This is a genomic window from Eisenbergiella tayi (assembly GCF_001881565.1).
Classification (GTDB): Bacteria; Bacillota; Clostridia; order Lachnospirales; family Lachnospiraceae; genus Eisenbergiella; species Eisenbergiella tayi.
Window position 1 is genome coordinate 276,093 of sequence record NZ_MPDJ01000006.1, and the last position, 25,385, is coordinate 301,477.

At 43.4% G+C, this 25,385-nt stretch carries 21 protein-coding genes, 6 tRNA genes and 1 other annotated feature; of the genes, 22 read left to right on the forward strand and 5 right to left on the reverse strand.

The window, feature by feature from the left end:
* Window positions 1–77, forward strand: a sequence feature (23S ribosomal RNA rRNA prediction is too short).
* A gap of 124 nt (window positions 78–201) precedes the next feature.
* The 7 genes from BLA28_RS23170 to BLA28_RS23200 all read left to right on the forward strand — a co-directional run bounded on the left by BLA28_RS23170 (window position 202) and on the right by BLA28_RS23200 (window position 3,092).
* A tRNA-Asn gene (locus BLA28_RS23170) sits at window positions 202–273 on the forward strand.
* An 84-nt stretch (window positions 274–357) separates the two neighbouring features.
* Window positions 358–429: transfer RNA gene (locus BLA28_RS23175), tRNA-Glu, on the forward strand.
* A gap of 75 nt (window positions 430–504) precedes the next feature.
* Window positions 505–577 (forward strand) — tRNA-Thr (locus BLA28_RS23180).
* A 38-nt stretch (window positions 578–615) separates the two neighbouring features.
* A tRNA-Ile gene (locus BLA28_RS23185) sits at window positions 616–689 on the forward strand.
* 18 nt (window positions 690–707) lie between these two features.
* Window positions 708–781 (forward strand) — tRNA-Asp (locus tag BLA28_RS23190).
* An 83-nt stretch (window positions 782–864) separates the two neighbouring features.
* A tRNA-Leu gene (locus BLA28_RS23195) sits at window positions 865–948 on the forward strand.
* Between the two features lie 188 nt (window positions 949–1,136).
* Window positions 1,137–3,092: an HD-GYP domain-containing protein gene (locus BLA28_RS23200; protein WP_069155339.1), complete on the forward strand. Its 1,956-nt coding sequence runs from the start codon at window positions 1,137–1,139 to the stop codon at window positions 3,090–3,092.
* 128 nt (window positions 3,093–3,220) lie between these two features.
* Here BLA28_RS23200 and BLA28_RS23205 read toward each other — a convergent pair whose 3' ends face one another.
* A complete protein-coding gene (locus BLA28_RS23205; RefSeq protein WP_009254177.1) occupies window positions 3,221–3,589 on the reverse strand; it encodes a helix-turn-helix domain-containing protein in 369 nt (122 codons plus the stop codon).
* 252 nt (window positions 3,590–3,841) lie between these two features.
* Between BLA28_RS23205 and BLA28_RS23210 the strand changes: the two genes are divergently transcribed.
* The 4 genes from BLA28_RS23210 (at window position 3,842) to BLA28_RS23225 (ending at window position 7,877) form a co-directional block, all read left to right on the forward strand.
* Complete coding sequence (locus BLA28_RS23210; protein ID WP_025483023.1) at window positions 3,842–4,057, forward strand: helix-turn-helix domain-containing protein; 216 nt, start codon at window positions 3,842–3,844, stop codon at window positions 4,055–4,057.
* A gap of 153 nt (window positions 4,058–4,210) precedes the next feature.
* Window positions 4,211–5,911, forward strand: a complete 1,701-nt coding sequence (locus BLA28_RS23215; RefSeq protein ID WP_069155340.1) for a type 2 periplasmic-binding domain-containing protein — start codon at window positions 4,211–4,213, stop codon at window positions 5,909–5,911.
* An 85-nt stretch (window positions 5,912–5,996) separates the two neighbouring features.
* Window positions 5,997–6,953 (forward strand): ABC transporter permease, encoded by a 957-nt coding sequence (locus BLA28_RS23220; protein ID WP_044970116.1) that lies wholly within the window; start codon window positions 5,997–5,999, stop codon window positions 6,951–6,953.
* An 18-nt stretch (window positions 6,954–6,971) separates the two neighbouring features.
* Window positions 6,972–7,877, forward strand: coding sequence for a carbohydrate ABC transporter permease (locus tag BLA28_RS23225; protein ID WP_009254173.1), 906 nt, complete (start codon window positions 6,972–6,974; stop codon window positions 7,875–7,877).
* An 83-nt stretch (window positions 7,878–7,960) separates the two neighbouring features.
* On the opposite strand, the gene BLA28_RS23230 is transcribed toward BLA28_RS23225, so the two are convergent.
* The 4 genes from BLA28_RS23230 to BLA28_RS23245 are packed head-to-tail and all read right to left on the reverse strand — an operon-like array spanning window position 7,961 to window position 13,108.
* Window positions 7,961–9,334, reverse strand: a complete 1,374-nt coding sequence (locus tag BLA28_RS23230) for an MATE family efflux transporter (RefSeq protein WP_069155341.1) — start codon at window positions 9,332–9,334, stop codon at window positions 7,961–7,963.
* A 48-nt stretch (window positions 9,335–9,382) separates the two neighbouring features.
* Window positions 9,383–10,630 (reverse strand): alpha/beta hydrolase-fold protein, encoded by a 1,248-nt coding sequence (locus BLA28_RS23235; RefSeq protein WP_050018796.1) that lies wholly within the window; start codon window positions 10,628–10,630, stop codon window positions 9,383–9,385.
* 39 nt (window positions 10,631–10,669) lie between these two features.
* A complete protein-coding gene (locus tag BLA28_RS23240; RefSeq protein WP_069155342.1) occupies window positions 10,670–11,932 on the reverse strand; it encodes a hypothetical protein in 1,263 nt (420 codons plus the stop codon).
* 33 nt (window positions 11,933–11,965) lie between these two features.
* Window positions 11,966–13,108 (reverse strand): alpha/beta hydrolase-fold protein, encoded by a 1,143-nt coding sequence (locus BLA28_RS23245; RefSeq protein ID WP_069155343.1) that lies wholly within the window; start codon window positions 13,106–13,108, stop codon window positions 11,966–11,968.
* Between the two features lie 198 nt (window positions 13,109–13,306).
* Here BLA28_RS23245 and BLA28_RS23250 point away from each other — a divergent pair, with 198 nt between their 5' ends.
* From BLA28_RS23250 to BLA28_RS23300, 11 genes are all read left to right on the forward strand, one after another.
* Window positions 13,307–14,191 (forward strand): LysR family transcriptional regulator, encoded by an 885-nt coding sequence (locus BLA28_RS23250; protein ID WP_044970110.1) that lies wholly within the window; start codon window positions 13,307–13,309, stop codon window positions 14,189–14,191.
* A gap of 303 nt (window positions 14,192–14,494) precedes the next feature.
* On the forward strand, window positions 14,495–16,177 hold the full coding sequence (locus BLA28_RS23255) for an ABC transporter substrate-binding protein (protein ID WP_044970108.1): 1,683 nt from the start codon (window positions 14,495–14,497) through the stop codon (window positions 16,175–16,177).
* Between the two features lie 84 nt (window positions 16,178–16,261).
* Window positions 16,262–17,227 carry an ABC transporter permease gene (locus BLA28_RS23260; protein WP_044970127.1) on the forward strand — a complete coding sequence of 322 codons (966 nt, stop codon included), beginning with the start codon at window positions 16,262–16,264 and terminating at the stop codon, window positions 17,225–17,227.
* On the forward strand, window positions 17,220–18,113 hold the full coding sequence (locus BLA28_RS23265) for an ABC transporter permease (RefSeq protein ID WP_242880535.1): 894 nt from the start codon (window positions 17,220–17,222) through the stop codon (window positions 18,111–18,113). Before BLA28_RS23260 ends, BLA28_RS23265 begins: the two co-directional genes overlap by 8 nt.
* 22 nt (window positions 18,114–18,135) lie before the next feature.
* Window positions 18,136–19,131, forward strand: coding sequence for an ABC transporter ATP-binding protein (locus BLA28_RS23270; protein WP_069155344.1), 996 nt, complete (start codon window positions 18,136–18,138; stop codon window positions 19,129–19,131).
* Window positions 19,115–20,074, forward strand: coding sequence for an ABC transporter ATP-binding protein (locus BLA28_RS23275; RefSeq protein WP_044970104.1), 960 nt, complete (start codon window positions 19,115–19,117; stop codon window positions 20,072–20,074). Before BLA28_RS23270 ends, BLA28_RS23275 begins: the two co-directional genes overlap by 17 nt.
* Before the next feature lie 33 nt (window positions 20,075–20,107).
* Window positions 20,108–21,100 carry an alpha/beta hydrolase gene (locus tag BLA28_RS23280; protein ID WP_069155345.1) on the forward strand — a complete coding sequence of 331 codons (993 nt, stop codon included), beginning with the start codon at window positions 20,108–20,110 and terminating at the stop codon, window positions 21,098–21,100.
* Window positions 21,097–22,239 carry an alpha/beta hydrolase-fold protein gene (locus tag BLA28_RS23285; protein ID WP_044970100.1) on the forward strand — a complete coding sequence of 381 codons (1,143 nt, stop codon included), beginning with the start codon at window positions 21,097–21,099 and terminating at the stop codon, window positions 22,237–22,239. Before BLA28_RS23280 ends, BLA28_RS23285 begins: the two co-directional genes overlap by 4 nt.
* 2 nt (window positions 22,240–22,241) lie before the next feature.
* The gene (locus BLA28_RS23290) at window positions 22,242–22,868 is read left to right on the forward strand and encodes a hypothetical protein (RefSeq protein ID WP_069155346.1); all 627 of its coding nucleotides are present in this window, start codon (window positions 22,242–22,244) and stop codon (window positions 22,866–22,868) included.
* Between the two features lie 153 nt (window positions 22,869–23,021).
* Window positions 23,022–24,050: a hypothetical protein gene (locus BLA28_RS23295; protein WP_069155347.1), complete on the forward strand. Its 1,029-nt coding sequence runs from the start codon at window positions 23,022–23,024 to the stop codon at window positions 24,048–24,050.
* A 178-nt stretch (window positions 24,051–24,228) separates the two neighbouring features.
* On the forward strand, window positions 24,229–25,335 hold the full coding sequence (locus BLA28_RS23300) for a C45 family autoproteolytic acyltransferase/hydolase (RefSeq protein WP_071699513.1): 1,107 nt from the start codon (window positions 24,229–24,231) through the stop codon (window positions 25,333–25,335).
* The last annotated feature ends 50 nt before the right edge of the window (window positions 25,336–25,385 follow it).

A 25,385-nucleotide genomic window follows, 5' to 3' on the forward strand; every position in this document is an offset into this window, starting at 1 on the left:
ACCCCTTAGAGAGTATGAGGTAGATAGGCTGGAGGTGGAAGTGCAGTAATGTATGTAGCTGACCAGTACTAATCGGTCGAGGGCTTATCCTGAAGGTATGGGAAAGTAAGTTTTGGAAAGTTTGAAAAAAGATTAAATTCAATGTTCGGTTTTGAGGGTATGGGTTCATATAAGTGGTTAAAGAGAAGTGGTAAGAAGTAATCCTCGATAGCTCAATGGTAGAGCACTCGGCTGTTAACCGAGTTGTTGTAGGTTCGAGCCCTACTCGGGGAGTTAGCTGTGAAGGCTGAGTCCTGAGGAGTGAAAGAGCGCTGGAGAAAGCGTGGAGCCAGGGGAAGGAACCTGGAAAAGAAAAGAGGCTCCGTGGTCAAGCGGTTAAGACATCGCCCTTTCACGGCGGTAACACGGGTTCGATTCCCGTCGGAGTCATTAATAGTCAAAACGCAGCAGTGATAGTAACCGATGCGTTTTTAGTTGTTAAAAGATTTACTGAGTAATTTATATGCCGATGTGGCTCAATTGGCAGAGCAGCTGATTTGTAATCAGCAGGTTATCGGTTCGAGTCCGATCATCGGCTTTATCCTGAATATCAGGATGTTTTCCGTAATAAATTACGGACCTTTAGCTCAGTTGGTTAGAGCAACCGGCTCATAACCGGTCGGTCCTGGGTTCGAGTCCCCGAAGGTCCATTAGTTACATAGTTTTTTGGCCCAGTGGCTCAGTTGGTTAGAGCGCCGCCCTGTCACGGCGGAGGTCGTCGGTTCGAGTCCGATCTGGGTCGTTTTCTTTTTACCATTGTGAAAAGAAGAAACAAGAGGCATTGTCTGCATGACGGTGCTTATCTTTTTATCTGGCGTAAGCTTCGCCGGCATGGCGGAATTGGCAGACGCAAGGGACTTAAAATCCCTCGGGAGCAATCTCGTACCGGTTCAAGTCCGGTTGCCGGCATTTGGTGTTATACTGAATACTCTTTGTACTGTTTTACCTGGCTGCAAAGAGTAAGAAGGCTTTCAATCCTGATGATAAGGGATTGAGAGCCTTTTGTTTTGTGAGGATAAGTTGGGCTTGTTCCAAATCTTTAACGAGCCTATAATAGAATAAGGTTAGGTATGAGGTTTTGGAGGGAGGCATTTTACATGCAGGAAGAGTCCCATGGTTTTTACAGCAGAGAAGAATGGACACAATTCTTTACGGATTATAATACGGAGATATGGAAGCTTAACGATACAAGCTATAAACTGGTCCAGAGTGATTTGTCCGCGGAGGATTGGATCGAAGAATATATGAAAAATTCTGCGGCGATACGGGAAGCATATCGGAAGAATGAAGAGATGCTGGACAGGCATGTCCGCTGCTTTACAAGGGGTAAGGAAAGGTGGACAAGACAGGTGGCGGATCCTCTTATCAGTTTTATGTTCCGCTATATCACCCGTATTCAGGATTTGGGGACGGCCTGTGAGCTGGCGCAGTCTCTGCTGGAATTCTATGAGGGACTTGGAGATGATGTGGCGGTGATGAAATGCCTGCTTGCAAGGGCTTTCTGCTGCGATTTCCTGGATGGGATCCATTTGGAAGATCAGGTGAAAGAGGACTGTGCCAGGGCAAGTATAATATATGAGAGAGAATTTTTGAGACTTACACCGGAAGAACAGAGTATGGGATTGTCTATTTATGATTTGGAATTTGACAGGCTGTCAAATCGTCTGAAGCTGGGAGACATATCACCTGCGTTGATTGAGGACATGGTGGAAATCCACAGAGTCAGTCAAAAGGCATTGGATTATGTAGTGGCTGTTGATCAAGGATATGAATTTAATCTTATTTTGCCTGACTTTGATTATTATCTGGGCTTTTGTGCCCTTTGCCTGTCTCCCGGAGAATGTACACAGGAGCAATGCGCTGCGATTCTGGAGGCGGCACGGAGAAGGCAGGAAACTAGTGAGAAGGAGACGGGGCACTCTGAGTGCTATCGGGTGAGAACCGGTCTTGTTTATCATATGGCGATGAGACTGTCGGGGCTTATTTCAGATAAGGAAGTTATGGATGGACTGCATGAATTGATGGACCAGAGCTTCATTTCTGTTTTGTTTACAGAGGGCGGTACTTTCAGCCAGCATTCCCTTGAGGCGATGGAGGGAATAGAACTGGCGGTCGAGAATATTACGCACAGAGGTAAAACAGACGAGGAGCTTTTTGACAGGACCCTGCGGCTATTTACAGAATATTTTTTCGACAGGGCTTATACAACCTTTGTCGATTATGTCTGCGGAACCTGCAGCTATTGTTATATCCAAACGGCATTGCCTCATGCAAGGGATAAGGAAATGCTTCTGAATTCTCTTCTGAAGCTGACGATGTTCCGTCAGGTGCAGACCGCAATCCATTCGTATATGGTAGGGTATCTTGCTGTGGATATACTGGAGAGCATGATAGAGCATAAGCCGGAGCTTCTTATAGGGCAGTTGGGAACACACAGCGTGGAAGAGGTACGGAAAAGGAAAGAGGATTTTCTGCTATTCCTGTATCAGGGCGCGTTGCTGCATGATATCGGAAAATTGTTATGCTCCAGTGTTATTAATGCCCAGAGTCATCGGCTCGGTGATTTGGAATTTCAGGTGCTCAGGTTCCATCCGCAGACAGGAGGAGAGATGCTGCAAAATCTGCCGCAGCTTTCCAGGTTCCGGGATATTGCCCTTGGGCATCAGAAGAGTTTTGACGGTAAATCGGGATATCCTGCCGATTTTGATAATACAGTATCCCCTATCAAAATCTTTATTGATATCATTACGATCTGTGACAGCCTGGATGCGGCCACGGATCATCTGGGGCGGAATTATACGCGGGCGAAGGATTTTGATACGGTTATGAAAGAACTGCGGGCGGGACGGGATACAAGATATTCGGGCGCTGTTACAGATTTGCTGGACGAGGATATTCCGCTTCAAAAGAAAGTCCGCAAGCTGCTGGGGGATGGACGGCGTGATGTATATTTCAACGTGCATAAAAAAATTTTGGAGGAGACGCGTCATCCGGAGCTCAAGAGTACTCATGACTGGATGTTTAATTTATATGTGGCATCGCCGGATAAATAAGCGGAATGTTGTTAAGGGCCGGCTATTGACAAATATCTTGGCTTAAAATAAAATAGTACGGTCCTGAAAAGGAGGCATCAATACCTTGGTCAATGGGTATTGATGCCCCTGTCTTTTTGTCCCTTTTCTTAGTTCTCTGAAGAGCCGCTATATTTAGAAATAAGAGTTAAATTTTCTATTTGCCGTACAGCCTCTTTTTTCCCTTTAGCATTTAATTTCCTGAAATAATGGAGCATGCGTTCTTCTTCTCCCGGAATTTCCGGAGGAGAATTCGTTTCAGACTCCCATCCCAGCAGATAAGGAGGCGTACATTGAAGAAGATCTGCAAGCATAACCAGCTTATCATAGGGAATATTTTTGATTTCACCGCTTTCATATCTCTGGACTGTCGGCTGCGTGATGTCTAAAGCTTCAGCTATCTCGGTCAGGGTTATATTTAATATTGTTCTGCGTTCTTTCATACGTGACCGGAAGATTTCGTAGGGGTTCGGATTCATGAATTATCACCTGTTTAATAGTATTTGTCATATATGTCATGTAATATTGGATACATAGTAAATATATCATAAAATGGTATATCAATCAATGAATGTTCAAAACAGAGTATCGTCCAAAACAGGGAAATATGGTGAACAAAAATACAAATAAAATAAAGGATATAATCGTATAGGACTGATTGACATTTTATGGAATATAGTGTTATTATAAATATGCCTATTAAGTATAATTTTAAGCAAGGAAAGATGCGAATGAAGTATATGGTCGATTTGAATATATTGAAATCAGAAATGGAACGGAGAGGGATTCGATCCGTAGAAGAGCTTTCTGAAAGAAGCAGGATAAATAAAAGGGAACTCCTGCTGGTGCTTAATGGGAAACAGTTACCTGCAATGGATATAATGGTGGAGCTGGCATCTGCACTGGAACTGTCTCCTGAGAAAGCGAAGGAAATTTTTTTTGCTTAAAATATGCGTAATACGTATAAAACTATACTGCAGGAACAGTTTAATTGATGGCGGTATGAAGAAATTTAGCAGAGGAATCAGGAAGCCTGCCGGTACTCAGGTTTTTGATACTCCGTTGAATTAATAAAACAAAGTTGAAAAGGAGAGGGTTACATGAAAAAAAGAGTTACATCAATCCTGGCATTGGGGCTGTCGGCAGTTTTGCTGCTGTCCCAGGCGGGCTGCGGGAGCAGTACAGGGGAAAAAGAAAGCGGAGCAGCGTCCGCGCCGCAGGGAGAAACTTCGGGGGAGTCTGAAGGTGGGAAAGAAGCCGTATCAGCGGAAGCGGGAAGCATTGCCTACCCACTGAACAGCGATAAAAAGGTGCGCTGGTATGCACAGGACAATATAGTGCCTCATGAAAAATTTGCCGATGCATCCGAGTCACCGTTCCATATCGGGCTGGCAGAAAAGCTGGGAGTGGACATAGAATGGATGTTTCCGACAACCGGTTCCGACGGAACTACGTTTACGACGACTCTGCTGGCAGATCCGACCAATCTGCCGGATATTATGAACGTTTATTGGATGAACAATGCCAATCAGTATATAGAGGACGGCATTATCTGGGATCTGACAGATTATATTCAGGAATATGCTCCGGATTATTACGCTTGGCTTCAGACAGATCCGGCCTATGATCGGGCGATGAAAACGGATGACGGACGGTATTATGCGTTCGGATTTTTCAGGGAGGACGGAGGCTGGAATGACAGCTACCAGGGGCCTGTGGTCCGTGAGGACTGGCTGAAGGAATGCGGCCTGGAGATACCTGAAACTGTTTCCGAGTTTGAAACTGTGATTCGTGTGTTCCATGAGAAATATGGCGCAACCTTTAATTCATCCTATTCGGTAAGATATAAAGCGCAGGGGATTGCCGGTGCGTTTGGTGCGTATGGGAATGCGGATGCAGGAAACGGCTGGTACGTAAAGGACGGCGTTGTTGGCCTTGGACAGTCGGAGAAGGAATGGCGGGATTATATGATCTGGCAGAATAAGCTGTGGAAAGACGGGCTGATTGATCAGGATATTCTGACGGAGGATGATACCACAATCAAAGATAAGATCCACAATGACAAATGCGGAATATCAATTACGTCCATGGGGCAGATGAATATCTGGAATTCGGAACGTGAGGCAGACGGCAAGGAAGCGGTATGGATTGGAATCCCTTATCCCAAATCGGACAGCGGGGAGCTGTCGTCCATATTCGGAGGCCCTGGTATTGGAACGCATACGGCGGTTATCACTACTGCGGCTGATGAGGAGACGATGAAGCTGTGCCTTCAGATGCTGAATTATTCCTATACCAAGGAAGGTTCTCTGTACTGGAATTACGGGACGGAGGGTGTATCCTGGGAATATGACGATCAGGGCGTTCCGGCCTTTACCAGTCTTGTTACGGATGACAAGGACACCGACCCGATGACGAAATATAACGGCCTTACCTGGGGGGCTCCCGGAATTCAGGCTACGAACCTGCTGTATCTGAAGAACAGCGAGGCGGCGATTGAAGCCAACAACACATGGTATTATGTATATCCGGATGATGAGGAAAAGAATCTGGCGGTTACCAGTGGCTGGAAATGGCCTATAGGGGTTACATTTACCACGGAAGAGGCGGACGAGCTGGATGAAATAGCACAGAATATCCCCACCTTTGTGGAAGAAAAGTATGCGGAATTCCTTACGGGATCCAAGGATATCAATGATGATGCCGTTTGGGAAAAGTATCTTGCTGATTTGGAGACCTATCATTTGTCCCGCGTGCTTGAGATTCGTCAGGCCTGCTATGACCGGTATGTAGAGCGTTAACTAAAGCTTATGAGTCCGTGGCAGCAGTGAAAGGCGCATGTCTTCCACTGCTGTTCGGCTTTATGCGCTTTGAAAGGAGAAAGATATGAATACAGATGCTGTAAAAGGCGGTGCCGGTACGCTCAAAAAAAGGCTGATCAGGGACTGGAACATGAATAAATGGAAGTATGTAATAATTATCCCTGTCCTTGTTTATCTGGCCCTGTTTTGCTATAAACCGATGTACGGCCTGATCATCGCTTTCAAGGATTACAAAATTACACGGGGGATCCAGGGCTCCTCCTGGGCGGATCCGTGGTATAAGTGGTTTGTAAATTTCGTGACAGATCCTTATTTCCCGCGTGTGATTAAGAATACATTCCTGCTGAGCGGACTGACAATTGTTTTCAGTTTTCCTGCTCCGATCCTTCTGGCACTCCTTATCAATGAGGTTCGAAACAGGACTTTCAAGAGGACGGTACAGACAATTACATATATGCCGTATTTTATCTCCATGGTGGTTCTTTGTGCGATGGTGAAGATTTTCTGTATGCAGGACGGACTTTTCGGACAGATCGCAGTCAGCTTAGGCGGAACGGCGGAGAACTATCTTGTAAATCCGGGATATTTCCGGACCATTTATGTGGTATCTGATATCTGGCAGAAGATAGGATGGGATTCCATCATTTATTTGGCGGCGCTGTCTGCCATTGACCAGGAACAGTATGAGGCGGCACGTGTGGACGGGGCCAACCGGTTCCGGCAGATGCTGCATATCACTCTGCCCGGTCTGCTGCCGACCATTATGATCCTTTTTATCCTGCGTATGGGTAATATTTTGAATGTAGGCTATGAGAAAATCCTTCTGCTTTATAATGCGTCGACTTATGATGTGGCAGATGTTATTTCTACCTATACTTATCGTTTGTCTTTTCCCACCAGCGGTACGCCTATGTATTCCAAATCAACCGCCATCGGTCTATTTAATACGCTGGTCAATGTAGTCTTTTTGCTGGTGACAAATGCCATAAGCAAGAGATCTACGGAATCCAGCCTGTTCTGATAGGGAGGAAATAATGACATGAATAAAAACAATTCCAAACGGCTGAAGAGCAGGGAATCCCGGGGAGACAGGATATTTTCCGGAGTGAATGTAGTTATCCTGTTACTGCTGTGCGTTGTGACACTGTATCCTATCTGGTATGTGCTGTGTGCGTCGTTTACATCCAATACATATCTGATTTCCCATCCGGGGATGATACTGTGGCCCCATGAATTTACTTTGGGAGCATATAAGCTGGCGCTGACGCATCCTCTTCTGATTTCGGGATATAAGAATATTCTGATAGTGCTGTTCGTATCCCTTCCGCTCAATATTCTGCTTACGCTGTTTACAGGATATTTTATGGCAGCGAAGAAGGTGATGTTCAAGCCAGCAATCCAGTTCCTGATTTTGTTTACGATGTTTTTTTCGGGAGGTATGATTCCTTCGTATCTGAATATACGGAGCCTGGGATTGTACAATTCCCTGTTTGCACTGATTCTGCCCGGGGCTGTGAGTGTTTATAATTCGATCATATGCAAAACGGCAATAGAAGGTATGCCGGATTCCCTGATGGAATCGGCATATATAGACGGGGCGAATGATCTGGTAATTCTGTTCCGGATTGTGGCACCGCTGATTAAGCCGACACTGGCGGTTCTTCTGCTGTATTACGGCGTGGGACACTGGAATTCCTGGTTCAATGCGTCTATCTATTTGCAGGATAACAGTAAGCTGCCGATTCAGAACATCATGAGGGCAATCCTGATCGCAAATTCCAATGTGCTTAATTCGGCTGCGGCGGAAAACGATCAGGTAAATCAGTTTGCGGAATCTATTAAGTATTCCACAATTATACTGACAACGGTTCCTGTTTTGTGTATTTATCCGTTTGTACAGAAATATTTTGTGAAAGGTGTTATGATTGGGGCGGTTAAAGGTTAATTACGCATACGGAAAAGGAAAATTTAGCAGGAGACAGATGAGGTAATCATCTGTCTCCTGCTTGAACTTAGAGAGAGGAAACACTATCCTTCTGATAACAGTTTTTTTGTTTTCCATTTTCCTCCTGCAAAATAGAATAATCCTATTAATCCCGGTATCAGCTGACAGAAGGCGGCTCCCCAGAAGAAATCCGTTGCACCTGAATGGAAGAAAAATGAGAAAAACATACATATCAGAATTCGGCAGATACCATCCATGACACCGATAACCAGACATAATCCGGCGGCACCGGAACCTGTAGCAACCGCTTTAAAACTGATGGAAACTGCGGATATGATACAGGCAATGGACATAATCCGAAGAAATACGACTCCGTATTCAATAACACCGGGATCCGTTGTAAAAATACCATATAATGATTTTGGTATAAAAAGAAACAGACACGAAATAATACATGCAATACTTAAAGAACATATAAGAGTGGTTTTTACAATACGTACGACTCTCTGGTGTTTTCTGGCGCCAAGGTTCTGTCCGATCATAGCGCCGGCTGCACCGTCTATTCCCTGTACAAAAACATTCATAAATTTTTCCACTTTATTGCCGACACTGTATGTTGTGGAGGCCAGCATGCCATATGCATTAATGTTCGATTTTACCCATAGCATGGAGAACTGAACGGAAAATACTCTTACTAATTGAGGAATGCCAAGGGACAGAATTACCTTTAGAGCCTGTTTTTTTATTCGGAAAGTTTTTATATCCAGCTTAAATTCAAAATGATGCCGATGTCTGTACATGTAAATAAAGGCAGCAGCAGAAGCACCTATCTGCGACGCAACGGTTGCGACAGCAGTTCCGGAAGCCCCCATATGAAAACAGACGACCAGGAGTAAATCAAGAAAAATATTTATGGTTGCTGCCACTACAATAAAAAGAAGAGGCCGCTTTGATTCCCCGAATCCGCGAAGGATGGAACAAATTCCATTATAAGCGAATACAAATGGTATTCCTGCAGCGGTAATCAGCATATATTTCGAAGCTTCGGAAAAAGCTTCAGATGGGCAGTTCAGCAAACTGAGGAACTGCCGGTAAAATACCAGAATGATAACTGTAAAAAAAGCAGACAGACACAGAAGAAGTGTGAGAAGAGTGCCTATCGCATTTTTCAGATTCTGATGATCCTTTGCCCCATACAGTTGGGCTATGTATATCTGTCCTGCAATCGCAAAAGAAGAGGCTATGGGAGTCATTAAGTCAATAAGTTCGCCGCCGGTTGAAACGCCAACCGTTCCGGTATTTCCCGCAAACTGACCAATGATAATTAAATCTACAGTAGAGTATAATTGTTGAACAAGGTTGGTCAATACGATAGGAAATGCAAAAAGAAGAAGCGCTTTTAAAATAGAGCCTTCTGTCAAATCAATTCCAATCTTTTGACTTTTTGTTTTTTCCATGAAGAACCTCCTGTTAAATCCGGATTGTAACCCTGATTATTCAAAATATTAAGTGGCCGTTTTATGTGATCTGGGGTCATGCTGCCCTAAATGGCGCTCTTCATCTTTAAACAGGAGTTTGCAGAAATCTGCGAAGCCACGGCGAAAAGTGGAATGATCATGTGTGAAATCTTCAGCGTATAGACGCATATGTGTACAGTCCTGCCGAAGGATTCCATTACGGGAAAGCCAGTCATCATCCATCTGAAGATTTTTGTTGGTTAGATATTCGGCCTCACCGCGGGAGAAAAAAAGGACCTTATATTGCTCTCCCACTTTATCTCCGTTTTCCACCATCCAGTGCATGTGTGTATTTTCTTCATATTTTTTCCATATGTTTTCATAGCGGACAGGTGCGGCGAAAAAACCAATATTTCCAAACAGTTCAGGATGGCTCCAGCCCATCAGGCCTGCGGCTACCCCGCCGAAAGAATTTCCGCAGATAGCTCTGTTCCATTTATCTGTGTACAGGCGATATTCATTTTCGAGGAAAGGGATGGTATCGTTAATAATCATATCGCGCCATCCCCACAAAAGCTCCTGTTCTTTGTCTTCTTCGCGAAAAGCCATCGTATTAGTCATGGCAACTATCATGGGTACCGCTTTTTTTTCGGCAATTAAATTATCCAGAATATAATGAATCTTACTGGCGCTGAACCAGGTGGTTTCGTTCTCGCTTCCTCCATTATTCAGGAATACAAGAGGATATTTTTTGGCCGGTTCATGGTTATATTCGGCGGGGAGATATATGAGGCAGCGTTTCCATTCCTGATAAACTTCAGACCAGTAGGTGCGGTAAACGACAGAACCATGAGGAACATTATTTATGTGGTGAAGGGTAAAATCGGGATCCGGAATTTCAATGTAATTATTCAGACGGTGGGAACGCTGGTAGACAGGCAGATAAGGGCTCAGTACAGCAGCACCGTCAATAAGAAAAATAAAGTCACGCGGACCTACATCGCGGGAACTGTAAGGAAGGGTGTATTCCCAGAATCCATCTTCCTTTTTTTCCATTGTAATTATCTGTCCTTTTTGGGTACGTATATGAGTTCCCGAAAAATCGATTCGGACATCAGCTGCTTCCGGGGCATATAGCCGAAAAAGGATGTCTCCGTTTGTCTGGACTACAGCCCCTGTCTTTATTTTCTGGGAAGCTGAACCATTAATGGATAATTTTTCCATTGCTCTGGGTTCGAAGCCGTTAGCATCTTCGTTAAAGACCTGATTTTTTAATAATTCTGTAAAATCATTCATTAAGTAATCTTTTCCTTTCCGCATATTACTCATAAGTGTTTATAAAGTTATGGTGAATAGCCAATCTCTGATTTCATCTATGGCATAAGCCGCAGGCCAGGTATTTACATGGTTAGAAATGGGATTAATCTCTTCCTTATCCGGTACTACTGAATTGTTTTCAAATATGGTATAATGAATATTACAGCTATCCTCCGCTGCAGCTTTCGCGTAAGAGGAAAGCTTTTCAGAGGAGTCTTTGGCATTCCATATATTACGGTTCACAGAAGCTCCCCTTTTTTCCATTTCCGATATGATGGCATTCATGCTTGGATAAGCGCGTGCATCACCATCAGAGGTTATGAACCAGAGTTCTTTATTGGAAAGAGAGGACATTTCCAGAGCATCCCATTGGCCGGCAACAAGAATGGATGCGGCAATGCGTTTCGGATAACAAATATTCAGCGCACATAAGGCGATACAGCCAAAAGATTGTCCGGTGGCGTAAATTCTTTTCTGATCGATGGTATATTGTCCGGAAATATAATCTATCAAACGGATAAGTTTATCAATAAGTTTTGTGGCTTTTTGAAGCCCGTCATCGCTTTTGAGCTTGTAGGAAGACGGAAAAACAGGCGCAAGGACGAAACTGGCGTGAAGAGCCTGATCTCTTGCCGAGGCAAAGGAAAGAGCTCCATTTCCCTGGTAAAGGGCGAGGAGCGGATCTGTGCCCAGAACAGAAGCATCAGGGATAAAAAGGACCATAGGATACGTTTTAACTTCGGAATATTCCGCTGGAACAAATAAATTATAAGAAATATCTTCAAAGGTGAATTGCATAAAATCATCCGCAATGAGATTATGTGATTTACAGGTGGCAATCCGTTCTCTTACAGGAGGCAGAATAGTACCGTCGCAGGCCGTTATTTTTCCGCACTGAGTAATTTCAAGACGGTTTTCAGCGCATACAGCGTAGCTATCCGGTGCAGCAGACGGCATGCCGGCAGCAATCGGAGGAGGGGAATTACGCGGAACACGCCCTTCTTCATTCTCGTCAAACAGCATGGGAGCGTCCGCATCCTGAAGGGACAGTTCGAGAATGACAAACGGACCGTCTATACTGTGGTCTGTTTTCTTCGGTTCTGTATTTGTATAAACAGCAGTAATGGTTCTGTGGGCCACATAAAAAAGTTCGGGGACGAGTGTTTTGCATGCGATATTTCTGTCGTATTCTATGACGGCATAAGAGAGGTATTGTCCGTGAGGAAAGGATTCCGAAACGGATGTGATACTTACGATATGCCCGGATTGATAAACTGCCATATTCCATATCTCCTTGTATTTTTATTATGGGTATTATTCGTGGAAAAGCAGGGGGACGAAATCCCGTAGGGAACGTCTGTAGCTGCCCCAATTGTGTGTTTGATGATAGACTTTAAATAAATAGCCTGGTATTTTATCTATGCCTAATTCTGAAAGAAGGTTATTTTCAGCTTCTATCCCTTTAAAATGGATATCTAAATCCCCTTCTGAACGGAAGAAGACTTTTATAACTTCCGGATGTCTGCCGATGTATTCTGCGGCGGTATAAAATGGATCTTCCTTTCCTTCTGCATGAAATGCGGCAGATATCCAGAATGCGGTGAAAAGGCCGATATTACCGAAAATATCCGTATTTCGCATTCCGATATATCCAGCCTGCACTGCGCCGAGGCCGATGCCTGCAATGGCTCTGGACCATTTTCCGGTTTTTGTATGATATTTATCTTCTATAAAAGGAACGCAGTCCTGAATCAGGAAGTGCTCCAGCTGGGAATAATTTTCAAACCAGTCGGGCCTGTCGTGATAGTCCAGCATTACCGTACAGTCGTTTTCCACTACAATAAGAGGTTCGCATTTACCATCGGCTATTAAATTATCCAGCAAATAGTTCATGCGAGAAGCGTCGGTCCAGGCTGTTTTGTTTTCTGCTACTTCATGGAACAAATACAGTACAGGATATTCTTTCCCATTCTTAAATCCGGGCGGGGTATAAACCGTACTGCTCATAAATTCCTGATAAGTCCGGGAATAATAAAATTCATGGGTTACGGCTCCGTGCGGGATATCTTTACGGGGGGCAATGAGTGTGTCTGTTTCAGGATCCGGCAGTTCGATATAGTTTGACAGGGAATTGGCATGAAACCATAATGGAGCAAACGGATTGAGTGTTTCCTGGCCGTTGACACGAAAGACGAGTTTTTGGGGGCCTGTCAATGTACAGCCAGAAAAAGAAGCTTCAAAAATACCGTTATGTAAATTCTGCATGGGTATGGTTATTTGTGAATTATGGTTATTTCCGATAGAGACAGTAACGGAAGCATCTTCATTTGCTTTCATTTTAAAGAGAATATCTCCATTATCGGAAAGTTTAACGGCAGTGCAGGGCTGCATGAAAACAGGATGGCCTTGTCCGTCCGTACTTTGAGGAGCAGAGGATGCGGTAGTAGTTGTTGGCATAATATGCCTCCTTTGAGTTGAAATCATGAAATTTGTGTTTGTTGTGACAATTTGATATTAACACAAAGATTTATACGGGAACAATTCTAATTGGGTATGGAGCGATTCAATAAATGCATACAATAAAGATTTGTTCCGGTTGACTTTTATATATGACTCAAATTATATTGAAAGGGGATAGCAGGGAAGGGGGAACTTATGGAGATTAGCTTAATTCAGGAGTTTGTTATACTTGCGGAAGTCGGAAATTATATGACGGCAGCAGACAGTCTGTATATATCACAGCCAACGCTTTCAAGACATATTAAAAAAATAGAAGATGATTTGGGATTTCCGCTTTTTAATCGGAATTCACGCAAAGTGGAACTCAATCAGGCCGGAAAACTTTTCCTGCCTTATGCGAAGCAGATTTTATCAATTGAGCAGGAATATACAAATATGTTTCAGAATCTTAAAACGGAAGATCAGTATACATTGAATATTGGAACAGTTCCTATGATGGCGCCTTACGGAATTACCAATATATTTCAAAAATTCCGAAGGACATATCCGGATATATCCTTAATTATAACGGAAATGAAACACCATGAAATGATTCTGGCATTGGAGGAGAACAGGTGTGATTTTGTTTTTATGAGGGAAATCAGCAGGGCAGAGGATGAATTCGTGCGCATACCTATAAAAATGGATTGCCTTGTTGCCGTGCTGCCTAAGAAACATCCTTTGGCTAATGAAGAAAAAATCCATTTGGAGCAGCTGAAAAATGAAAAAATGCTATTGCCCGTGAAAGATTCTGAGTTATACAAATTATGTGTGCAGTCATGCAGGGAGGCAGGATTTGAACCAAAGGTTTCTTTTACCAGCAGAGGGACGGAAACGGCAATTGATCTTGTTTCCAAGCAGATGGGAGTTGCCCTTTTGATGAAGCTCCCCTGTCAGTTTGTTGATGCTCAGAACAGAGTTGCTTTAGTGGAGATTGAACCGCAAATAAGAGCCTCGGTTTCTGCGGCATACAGGCCTAATGATAAACCGGGCACTGCAGCTAAAAAGTTTCTTGGGATACTGCAGAAACTAACTAAATAAAAAGATATCGTAAAGATGCATCCGATAACAGCAATGGGTTATCAGATGCATCTTTTTTATTGTTTTTATTTCTGATTTAGTCTGTTATCTTATGCAATTTATGAATAGCTTCATTTTGAATGTGAATTGCATATAGGGAAGTAGATTTGCTATGGTAAGAGTGTAAATAAATTGTACATAATTAAAATGTTTTTTGAAAAGTCATTGTATCTTTTTTATGACATACAAAGATGGATTGAAAAAATATTTATTTATTATGTATGAAATGCAGAAATGCATAAAAAGATAAAGGAGAAAGCGAATATGAAAAAGAACGTAGTATTGTCCCTGTCCCTTGCATTTGCCCTTTTATTAAGTGGGTGCGGCGCAGGAGCCGGAAATACGGAACCGGCAGGTGCGGAACCTGCTGGTGAAGAAATTACAGCGACGGCTTCGGAAACGGCGGAACCTGTCTCAGAATCACCTGCTGCGACTGCAGTTGCAGATGAATCCGGAAGTTATTATCAGGAAACAGTTGAAGGTTCTGTACTCAATATAGGTGTGGGAAGTTCCGTAACATCCTGGAATCCCTGGAGTAATGGAATGAATGCTGCAACATCGGGCTCCATGGGAGGAATGCTTTATCAGACATTGATGACAATGGAAATGGAACCTGTGCTGGCTTATGAGTATGAAGCTGTAGATGATACTACATATGATTTTCATATATGGGATAATATTACGGATTCCCTGGGAAATCCTCTGACGGCGGAAGATGTTGTGTTTTCCTATGAACAGGGGATTGCATCCGGAAATGCACATGGGATAGATATTATTGAAACCGTGACAGCACTGGATGATTATACGGTAGAATTTACTTTTTCCCATGAACCGTATATTGGTGATTTAGAGTCTGTAGTAGGCCAGATCAGCATAGTTACCCGGGCTTCTTATGAAGCAAGCAGCGATAATATGGTCAATACACCGGTTGGTACAGGTGCTTATGTACTGGATAAATGGGTTGCGGATTCAATAACAACACTCACTGTAAGGGATGATTTCTGGGCAAAACCGGAACAGATATTATCTCCCAGCATGGAATGTTCTGTTGAAACAGTAAATTATAAAGTTATTTCAGAAAGCGCACAGCTGACTATAGGGCTGGAGAACGGAGACATCGATTTTTCAAATGCAATAACAAATGAGGATCTGTCCTTTTTCGAGGAAGGCGGAGAGTATGCTGCCAATTATAATGTGGATATTCTGCCGGCAGGATTGACCAATTATCTGCTTTGCAACTGCAGTGAAAACAGTGTTTGTTCTGATCCGGTACTGAGGGAAGCTATATATTATGCGATTGACGCGCAGTCTATTGTCAATGGGGTTGCTAATGGTATGGGGATCGTAACACATGATGGTTCCAACGCAACGCTTCAGGATTATAATACTGCCTGGAATGAGGAAGATAATTACTACAATTATAATCTTGAAACAGCCAAAAAGAAACTGGAAGAGGCTGGCTATGCCGACGGTAAGCTCACATTGACATTATACTGTGAATCAGGAGATCTCTATACAAATATTTCCACCCTGGTACAGGCTTTCTTAAATCAGCTGGGAATTAATGTGAATATTGAACCTTATGAATCCACAATGCTTGCTGATTATGTTGCTGACAGTAAATCCTGGGATCTGCTGGTATGCTGTTTCGGTTCTGAAGATTACATCGTTAATAACTGGGCGCATATCTGTGATCCCGCTAACTGGAGCTGGGGAAAATCGTATAACTTTATTGATGATGATAAATTAGTGGAATTATTATATACCTGCAAAACGCTGGATGGCCATACACCGGAAAATCTGGATGCATTCCATAAATATGCAACAGACAATGCCTATATGATGGGATTATATAATGGATACTCCTGCGCAGTTATGAACAATAAATATTCAGCAGTTTACAATATTCAGAATAACTTAATAGCACAGGCAACCATATTTAATTAACCTTATTTACAGATGAGGCTGCGTCATATAACAAAAAGTATGACGCAGCTGCATCTGAACCTGCAGAACGAAAGAGGCACAGTTATGTATAAATATATTCTGAAACGTCTTTTAATGACAGTATTTGTCATTATTGCTGCAGCCTGGGTGATTTTTACGATCATGTACTTCGTTCCTGGCGATCCCGCTACAATAATGCTGGGTACAAATGCGACATATGCAGAGATTCAGGCAAAACGGCAGCAATTGGGATTAAATGACCCGTATTTCATTCGTCTTGCTAAATTTATGCTTTCAATATTTAAATTGGATTTTGGAGTATCATGGACCTATGAAACACCGGTTTTTGAACAATTGCTGATTCGTTTACCCTGTACCTTAATCGTAAGCTTTTCACAGATGATATTTGGAATTATCGTAGGTGTCCCGCTGGGGGTATTTGCTGCACTCAGGCAGAACAGATGGCAGGATCGGGCTATTATGATATTTTCCATGCTGGCGGTATCAATTCCCGGTTTCTGGCTGTCTCTGGAACTGGTTATTCTGTTTTCCTTAAAGCTGAATTGGCTGCCTGCCTACGGTATAGGCGGCTGGGAATATTATATCCTGCCATGTGTTGGTATGGCACTCGGGACCATGGCACAAAATGCGCGGCAAACCAGATCGGCGGTATTAGAGGTCGTGCGTGCAGATTATATTACCATGGCACGTGCCAAAGGCCTGTCAAGAGAGAAGGTTACTGTGAAACATATACTTCCCAATGCACTTCTTCCTGTAATAACCATGGTAGGGGGAAGTCTTGGCAGCTGCATCGCGGGTTCGGCTATTACAGAGCAGACATTTTCAATCCCGGGAATAGGTAAGTATATGCTTACTGCGATGACAAACCGTGATTATCCGGTTATTCAGGCTGTTACCATATTATTGGCAGCACTTACATCCATCGCAATGCTGCTGACAGATCTTACCTATGCGGCAATTGACCCGCGCATTAAAGCGCAATATTCTTCCGGCGGCGGAAAAGTATTGAGGAGGAGAAAAAATGGATAAGCCTGCAGTAATGCAATTAAAAAAAGATATTTCAAAAAGCAGGAAAGATACAGCGGTCCGCCAGACGATGCGGCGTTTAAGTAAAAATAAATCTGCAATGTTTGGAGCCATTCTGTTTGGAGCCATTGTAATAATCTGTGTGTTTGCACCTGTTTTTGCTCCTTATGGACCTAACGATCTGGATTTGACAAGTATTAATTCTTTTCCTACATTGAAGCATCCATTTGGGACCGATGCGCTGGGCAGGGACTGTATGAGCAGACTGATTTACGGCGGCAGATATTCCCTGGCCATGGGGTTTGCCGGTTCCATAGTGGGAATCGTGGGCGGTACTATCGGCGGCTGCGTAGCCGGGTATTTCAGCGGAAGAACAGATTCCGTGATCATGAGGCTCTGCGATCTGGTCGCGGCAATACCCGGGCAGCTGCTGTCCATTATTATATCCTGTGCTTTGGGTTCTACTTTTTTTAATACCGTGCTTGCGCTGTCGGTAGGTGGAATCCCATTTCAGATACGACTGCTTCGGGCCAATGTATTGCGTGCACGTCAGGAAGAATACATAGAAGCTGCACAGGCTTATAACTGCGGGCCGATACGTATTATGTTCCGGCATCTTATGCCGAATACCATATCACCTCTGCTTATCAATTTTACTATGGGTATCGGAGGTACGATAATGGGAGCTGCCGGCTTGAGCTTCATTGGTTTAGGTGTCCAGCCTCCGACGCCTGAATGGGGTGCAATGCTGTCAGCAGGACGGAATTATATACGTCAGTATCCTCACTTAATCATTTTCCCCGGATTGGTTATTATGGTTACCGTATTTGCCGTCAATTTATTCGGCGACGGGCTTCGAGATGCCCTTGATCCGAAGATGAAACATTAATGTGTCAAAGGGAGGCAGAAAAGTGGAAGAAAAGAGTTTTTTATCTGTAAAAAATCTGGCTGTCCAGTATACCTCGGATGATAAAATTATTTATGCGGTAAATAATGTTTCATTTGATTTGGAAAAGGGACAGACTTTGGGACTGGTAGGAGAAACCGGTGCTGGAAAAACTACAATTGCAAAAACAATTCTTCAGATTTTACCGGATATGTCATCTAAAATATGTGATGGGGAAATTTATCTGGAGGGAACGAATCTTCTGAAATTATCAGAAAAAGAAATGCAGAAGATACGTGGATCCAAAATATCCATGATTTTTCAGGATCCAATGACTGTTTTGAATCCTACTATCAGGATTGGAGATCAGATTGCGGAAGTTATTTTAACGCATAATAAAATTTCTAACGCAGAAGCGCAGAAACGCACAATGGATATGCTGGAGATGGTCGGAATACCTGCTGAACGATATGGTGAATATCCATTTCAGTTTTCCGGGGGCATGAAACAGCGTGTTATTATAGCGATTGCTCTGGCATGTAATCCGGAGCTGCTGCTGGCTGATGAGCCGACTACCGCATTGGATGTAACAGTGCAGGCACAGGTATTGGATATGATAAATCAGCTGAAGGAAAAACTGGGTACTTCTCTGATATTAATAACCCATGATTTGGGTGTTGTAGCTGAAATGTGTGACAGAGTCTGCGTCGTTTATGCCGGAGAAATTATAGAAAGCGGTACGCGGGAAGATATTTTCGATCATCCGATGCATCCGTATACAATCGGTTTATTTGCAGCCCTGCCGGAGATGTCAAAAGGAGCTAAACGGCTTTATCCGATTGAAGGACTTCCTCCAGATCCATCCGATTTGCCGAAGGGATGCAGTTTTAAACCCAGATGCCCGTATGCGGCAGAAGAATGCGGATGTGAAAATATTCCGCTGGTGGAAATAACTCCCGGACATTTTTGCTGCTGCAGCAGAATAAAAAAAGAGGAGGTGCCGTATGAATCCGGTAATTGAAATACAGCACTTAAAAAAGTATTTTTCATCCAATAAAGGTGTGCTGCATGCGGTTGATGATGTTTCTTTTTCCATTGAAAAAGGAAAAACCATGGGTGTTGTGGGAGAATCAGGCTGCGGAAAATCTACATTGGGACGTACGATTATTCATCTGCAGGAGAGTACGGATGGCAAAATCTTCTTGAATGGTGAGGATATCACGTTTTTAAAAGGGAAAAAACTTGCCAAAACACGGGAAAAAATGCAGATTATTTTCCAGGATCCTTATTCCTCTTTGAATCCCCGTATGATGGTGGAGGATCTGATAAAAGAACCTTTACTGGTGTCCCGAAGATATAAGAGCAAAGCGGAACTGGAAGAACAGGTCACTAAACTTATGGATCGTGTGGGTGTGGAAAAACGGCTGAGAAATGCTTATCCGCATGAACTTGACGGAGGGCGGCGTCAAAGGATTGGCATCGCGCGGGCTTTGGCACTGAATCCGGAATTTATTGTTTGTGATGAGCCTGTTTCCGCACTGGATGTTTCTATCCAGGCTCAGGTATTGAATCTGTTAATGGATCTGCAGGATGAGTTCGGTTTAACATTGATGTTTATCACACATAATCTTTCGGTAGTCAGACATATTTCCGATAACATATGTGTCATGTATTTAGGACAGCTGGTGGAAACTTGTCCGAGTGAGGATTTATTTACGACAACACTGCATCCTTATACCAAAGCGCTTCTGTCCGCAGTCCCTTCGGCGGACATACATAAACCGATGAACAGAATCCTTCTGAAGGGAGAGATCACGTCACCAATTAATCCCAAGCCAGGATGCCGGTTTGCATCCCGCTGTCCTTATGCAGAAGAAAAATGTATGAACCCGCAGTCACTAGAGGAAGTGTTGCCTGGTCATTTCGCATCATGCTGTAAGATACATGAAATAAATACATTATGACCTGGAATCCGCAGAGGGGAGGAGTAATTTATAGTGAGACATTTATATGCATGCAACGCCGGTCCGCTGGAATTTTGCCAATATCCGTATACGCCTAAAAGGGGACTGCCATATGGTATGGAACCGCAGACCGTGACCTTGATGGACGATGGGACATTACGGCTGTATGTTTATCAAACCCTCGTTAAAACGATTGAGGTATCGTTTCTGTTGGAGGAAGATGAGATACGGCACGTTGTATTGCTTTCGGACGGAGTAGGAAACTGGGATGCAGTAGTTCGGGAGCTGCCGGAAGGACGTTATATCATGCAATGGTATTTTGACGGCATCTGTAAAATAAACTGTCGTGCTCCACTATGTTATCATAGAGGAAAGATATGCAATTTTGCGGAAATCCCGGAAAAAAATAATGACGATTTTTTACTGAAAGAGGTTCCCCATGGTACGGTCCGTCAGGAATATCTTTTTTCAGATGTTTATGGAGTATATACGAACTGCTGGATATATACTCCTCCCTCTTATGAAAAAGAGAAAGAAAGGCAGTATCCGGTACTGTACCTTTTAAGCGGTACGCAGGGAAATGAAACTACTTGGATTTGGAATATGAAGGCAGATCTTCTTCTGGACAATCTGGTTCATGAAAACAAATGCCAGGAAATGATAATGGTATGTACTGCAGCCGGAAAATATGAGGACTGCGAGGAAGATGCAAGTACGGAAGCATTCATCTGTAAGGATGTCATACCTTTTGTGGAGGCTCATTTTCGTGTGATACCGGATGGCAGAAACCGTGCAGTCGCCGGTTTGGAGGAGGGGTCTTTACTGGCACAGGAAATCTATTTGCATAATCAGCGGTGTTTCAGCGGTATTGGAGTTTTTGGAGGTACCTTGCAGAAGAAAGTTTATGAGAACGGACATAAGGCGGTACTCTGCTTTTGTACGGAAGAAAAAAATGTGCAGATGTGGCGCGGTGCTGTAAGTGATATGATACAGGCACTCTTCAGAAAAGAGGAAAAAGGTGAATGAAAAATTATTTTAACGGTTATAATGCCGGCCCAATGGACTTTGGCCAACCGGAGCAGCATAAAAAAGATGGAAATTCATCCTCCGCCGTCACATTGCTGGAAGAAGGAGGTGTTCGTTTCCGTATCTATGAACAGGGAGTCAATTCCGTCAAGGTTCAGTTTGATGATGAAGAAAATGAAGTAAGATATCCCTTGGTAAAAGACAGGGATGGTTACTGGAGTCTGGAACTATATGATATTCCTGCGGGAATACATATTATCCGGTGGTATTTTGATGGAGAAGAAAAACTGTGTACGACTGCTCCTGTTATTTTTTATGGAAACGGTGCCCGGAATTATATTGATGTGCCGGATGAAAAAGCAGACTGTTATATTCTTAAGGATGTCCCTCATGGCTCTGTAAGGAGAGAATATTATTACTCATCTGTTACGGAACAATTCAGGATTTGCTGGGTATATACACCGCCTTTCTACGATGAAAGCCGGAAATCCTATCCGGTATTATATGCACTTAACGGTGGGGAAGAGAATGAAACAGCATGGCTTTGGCCTGGCAAAATCAATCTTATACTGGATAATCTGACAGCAGAGAATAAAATAGAAGATATGCTGGTAGTTATGACGGCAGGGTATGTTTTTGCAAGGGATAAAATAAGAAATAATGCCATTCTGGAAAATTTCTCGGCACTTATGGAACAGGATGTCATTCCTTTTATTGAGGATAAATACAGGGTGATTCCGTGTAAAGAATACCGGGCGATTGCTGGAAATTCATTGGGAGCGTCACAGGCACAATGGACGGCGTTTAATCACCCGGAATTATTTGATTATATCGGCGTATTCAGCGGACGGATATTAGAGGAGCTGCCTGGTCAGAGGGGGCATTATAGCCCGGCAGACTTTTTTATTGAAGAAAATGCCGACATATTCAATGCACAGCATAAGCTTTTATTTTATGCAAGAGGTACGGAAGAATATGCGCAGCAGCAGGAAAAAGAAATGGAAGAACTGAAAAAACGACATATAGAAGCGATTTTTTATTCTTGCGAAGGCAATCATTCCTGGATGGTCAGCCGCCAGGCAATGCTCTATTTTCTGCCTCTTTTATTCAGAGAGGAATCAGAAAAACAGCAGAGGTAAGTATGAGTAAATTTTTACGGAGATTGGAAGAAAATTATAATTCAGCTGCTATGCCGTCTGAAAGGAAAGTATTTCAGCATAAGGCCTATTACAAGCATTTTGAGGGATATACAGAAAAAAAGGTTACGGATGAAAAAGGAAGAAGCAGGACCATAAGAGTCTATGAAGGCAAATATTATCAACAAAAGCTGACTCCGGTACAATACGCAGTGCTGCGTATTGTTTATTTCTTATGTATGGCAGCAGGAGTATTCCTTTTCTGGAAGGGGACGATATTTACAAGGGATAGTAATTATGTACCTTTTATTATTCTTGCAGAATCGGTGACAGGTTTAATGATTTTATGGTCATTTTTTGTCCTGTTGATTTATCTGATGACACCAAAAAAAATGACAGTGGGGGATTATAATGCAAGCAGTATCTCCTTTTGCAAAGCCCACCGCAATGTGATTATTGGTCTGCTTGTAATCATTGGTTTTACGGCAGGCTATGATTTGCTGCATATATCCCGTTCCAGTACTGATGATTTAATATGCATCTTACTTTTTCTGTTTTGCGGTATAATGTTTTTCGCAGTAAAGTGGCTGGAAGAACATATCGAATATATTATTGTATCGGAAGCTTCGTAGGTCGAAATGTCAATGATCGGAACCTAGTAAATAACCAACTTTTTATGTGCACCCTATCGAAAGTGTATTGCTTTTCCATATCAAATATTATATGATAAATTTATGTAATTGTCGTTTGCGTGAAGTTTTTTACGGATAAGAGGAGGCACAGTTATGAAAAAGTGTGGAATTGCAAAGCTATGTTTGACGCTCTGCCTTATATTAGGGCTTACCATAGTACCCGGAAACCGTCTTGAAGTACAGGCGGATGAGATCATTGCCACTGTTTACGGAACCATTTTGTCGGGAACGACATCGGAGCTTCTCAGGCTTTCCACGAAGCAGGGAAATATGGAGATCAAGCTGGACAGCGGAACAGATACCAGTGCATGCAAGATACTGCTTCCCGGCAAGGAAGTCAGTGTTTCGGTGTCCCGCGGTTCCGACGCGTATCTCCATGCGGTTAAGATAACCACGGACAGGCCGACTTCTACGGCTACCCTTGATTCTTCCACAACGGTTACCGTATCAGGAACGATTGGGGATAAGACGACGGAAGAGCTTATCTATCTTAAGACGAATCAGGGAGAAATGCAGATTAAGCTGGATCCCACCACAAACTTAAGCGGGACTCCTTTTCTTGTGTTGGGCAAGACCTATGAGATTACCTGTGCGAGAGGATCGGACGCCTATATGCATGCGGTGACGATTTCCGATAAGGCGGCGGCAACAGGTCAGTTGGGCAACAATTCCGCTTATATGTCGGTAACAGGAACGGTTAAGGACAGCACGAAGGAAACTCTCCTGTATCTGTCCACCAATGAAGGGGAGATGCAGTTTGTAATTGATAACAGCGCGGATACAAGCTCCGGAATGGTTCTTACACCCGGAAGAAAGATTACTGTTTATTTTTACCGGGGTACAGATGCTTACCTTCATGCTGCGGGGCTCGTGGGAGAAAAGGACAGCCCTTCTTCGGTAACACTTGATTCAGCAGTGATTACCGTAACCGGAACCGTAGACGGCAGATCCGACCAGAATATGCTTTATCTGAATACGCCCCAGGGAGTGATGGAACTGAAACTTGATACGGTGAAGAATCTTAATAATTGTAAGGTTTTAATCAGAGGAAAAAATATTACTGTAAACTGTTCACGTGGTTCCGATGCCTATCTGCATGTGACGGATATTACAGGGGCTTAATACGTAGGTTCCCTATTTATAAAAGAGTTAACTCCGGCAGGTTTCTGCCGGAGTTTTTTGTCATGAGGCCGGTAACGGACACTTTTGTGCAATAACTGACAGGATTAATATATCATCTGCCTTTAAAATAGATTCATCTTCCTCATTAACAGGATTAAAAAAGAAAGGATGAATCTATATGGAAAAGCAGCAGGTAAGCTATTGGGAACTGGAAGGGACTTATCAGGAAATCGGAAAACAGATGGCGAAGCAGCCGGAGAAAAATCATATATATATTCCGGATCCGGAGAAGTTCGGCGGAAAAGAAATGGAGGAAGCATTCCAATTATATGACAGGTACTGTCCGGGGATTCGGGAAGAACTGGAAGGCTATGCGCAGGAGGCCGGAATAGCAGTACGGGATATTGCTTATACCTGGATGACATATCTGGTGCCGGGCTGTTCCGGTCTGATCCTCACGGGAAAGAAAACCGATGATGGTCATACAAAAATTGCAAGAAATTATGAATTCACCTTGGAGGATGAGGATCTGAAGCTGTACCGTACCGCGCCTGCGGGAAAATATGCCCACATTTCCGGCTCTATCGTGGGTTTTGGCAGGACAGAGGGAATCAATGAAAAGGGACTGGCAGTTTCCATGACCTCCTGTGGTTTCCCTGTGAGCAATTTGCCGGGAATGCGTGCCCCTGTGCTGAAAGGACTGCAGTTCTGGGCGGTTATCAGAAGCCTGCTGGAGAATTGCGGGGATGCGAAAGAGGCGCTGGAGAAGGTGATGGAGATGCCAATCGCTTATAATATTAATCTGTTTCTGGCGGATTGCAGCGGGACAGGAATTTTGTTTGAGACAATGAATGGGGAGAAGGCTTATACCAGCATCGAACCGGCGGATGAGAAGCAGTATTTATGCGGAACGAATCATATTGTGATTGAAAAGCTGGTCTCCCGTGAGCCTGCGGCAATGGAAAATTCAATAGTCAGGAGGGACAGGCTTACAGCTTTTGCCGAAGCGGAGAACCGTATCAGGGAGAGCGGGCTTCGGGAGCTGCTGCTGAAAAAATATCCGGAGGGAATGACTGCAAATTATTATGCGGAGGGCTTCGGCACAATAAAATCAGTGATTCTTGATACGGCGGAAAAACGTTACAGCATCTGTTGGCTGGGACAGGAAAAAAATGGCTGGACGGATTATTTTGTCCCGGAAAAAAGAGGGGATTATGCGGAAGAGAAGGATGTGGAAATCGAGAAAGCGGATCCTCAGTTTTTTGCGATAAGGCCGCTCATGTAAAAATCTTACGAAAAAAAAGTCTTGTGTATTCAAGGCTTTTTTTATTTGCT

Excerpts from the sequence above, each read along its gene's own strand:
- BLA28_RS23200 (WP_069155339.1), top strand. The coding sequence starts at position 1,137 with ATGCAGGAAGAGTCCCATGGTTTTTACAGCAGAGAAGAATGGACACAA.
- BLA28_RS23205 (WP_009254177.1), bottom strand. The coding sequence starts at position 3,589 with ATGAATCCGAACCCCTACGAAATCTTCCGGTCACGTATGAAAGAACGC.
- BLA28_RS23210 (WP_025483023.1), top strand. The coding sequence starts at position 3,842 with ATGAAGTATATGGTCGATTTGAATATATTGAAATCAGAAATGGAACGG.
- BLA28_RS23215 (WP_069155340.1), top strand. The coding sequence starts at position 4,211 with ATGAAAAAAAGAGTTACATCAATCCTGGCATTGGGGCTGTCGGCAGTT.
- BLA28_RS23220 (WP_044970116.1), top strand. The coding sequence starts at position 5,997 with ATGAATACAGATGCTGTAAAAGGCGGTGCCGGTACGCTCAAAAAAAGG.
- BLA28_RS23225 (WP_009254173.1), top strand. The coding sequence starts at position 6,972 with ATGAATAAAAACAATTCCAAACGGCTGAAGAGCAGGGAATCCCGGGGA.
- BLA28_RS23230 (WP_069155341.1), bottom strand. The coding sequence starts at position 9,334 with ATGGAAAAAACAAAAAGTCAAAAGATTGGAATTGATTTGACAGAAGGC.
- BLA28_RS23235 (WP_050018796.1), bottom strand. The coding sequence starts at position 10,630 with ATGAATGATTTTACAGAATTATTAAAAAATCAGGTCTTTAACGAAGAT.
- BLA28_RS23240 (WP_069155342.1), bottom strand. The coding sequence starts at position 11,932 with ATGGCAGTTTATCAATCCGGGCATATCGTAAGTATCACATCCGTTTCG.
- BLA28_RS23245 (WP_069155343.1), bottom strand. The coding sequence starts at position 13,108 with ATGCCAACAACTACTACCGCATCCTCTGCTCCTCAAAGTACGGACGGA.
- BLA28_RS23250 (WP_044970110.1), top strand. The coding sequence starts at position 13,307 with ATGGAGATTAGCTTAATTCAGGAGTTTGTTATACTTGCGGAAGTCGGA.
- BLA28_RS23255 (WP_044970108.1), top strand. The coding sequence starts at position 14,495 with ATGAAAAAGAACGTAGTATTGTCCCTGTCCCTTGCATTTGCCCTTTTA.
- BLA28_RS23260 (WP_044970127.1), top strand. The coding sequence starts at position 16,262 with ATGTATAAATATATTCTGAAACGTCTTTTAATGACAGTATTTGTCATT.
- BLA28_RS23265 (WP_242880535.1), top strand. The coding sequence starts at position 17,220 with ATGGATAAGCCTGCAGTAATGCAATTAAAAAAAGATATTTCAAAAAGC.
- BLA28_RS23275 (WP_044970104.1), top strand. The coding sequence starts at position 19,115 with ATGAATCCGGTAATTGAAATACAGCACTTAAAAAAGTATTTTTCATCC.
- BLA28_RS23285 (WP_044970100.1), top strand. The coding sequence starts at position 21,097 with ATGAAAAATTATTTTAACGGTTATAATGCCGGCCCAATGGACTTTGGC.
- BLA28_RS23290 (WP_069155346.1), top strand. The coding sequence starts at position 22,242 with ATGAGTAAATTTTTACGGAGATTGGAAGAAAATTATAATTCAGCTGCT.
- BLA28_RS23295 (WP_069155347.1), top strand. The coding sequence starts at position 23,022 with ATGAAAAAGTGTGGAATTGCAAAGCTATGTTTGACGCTCTGCCTTATA.
- BLA28_RS23300 (WP_071699513.1), top strand. The coding sequence starts at position 24,229 with ATGGAAAAGCAGCAGGTAAGCTATTGGGAACTGGAAGGGACTTATCAG.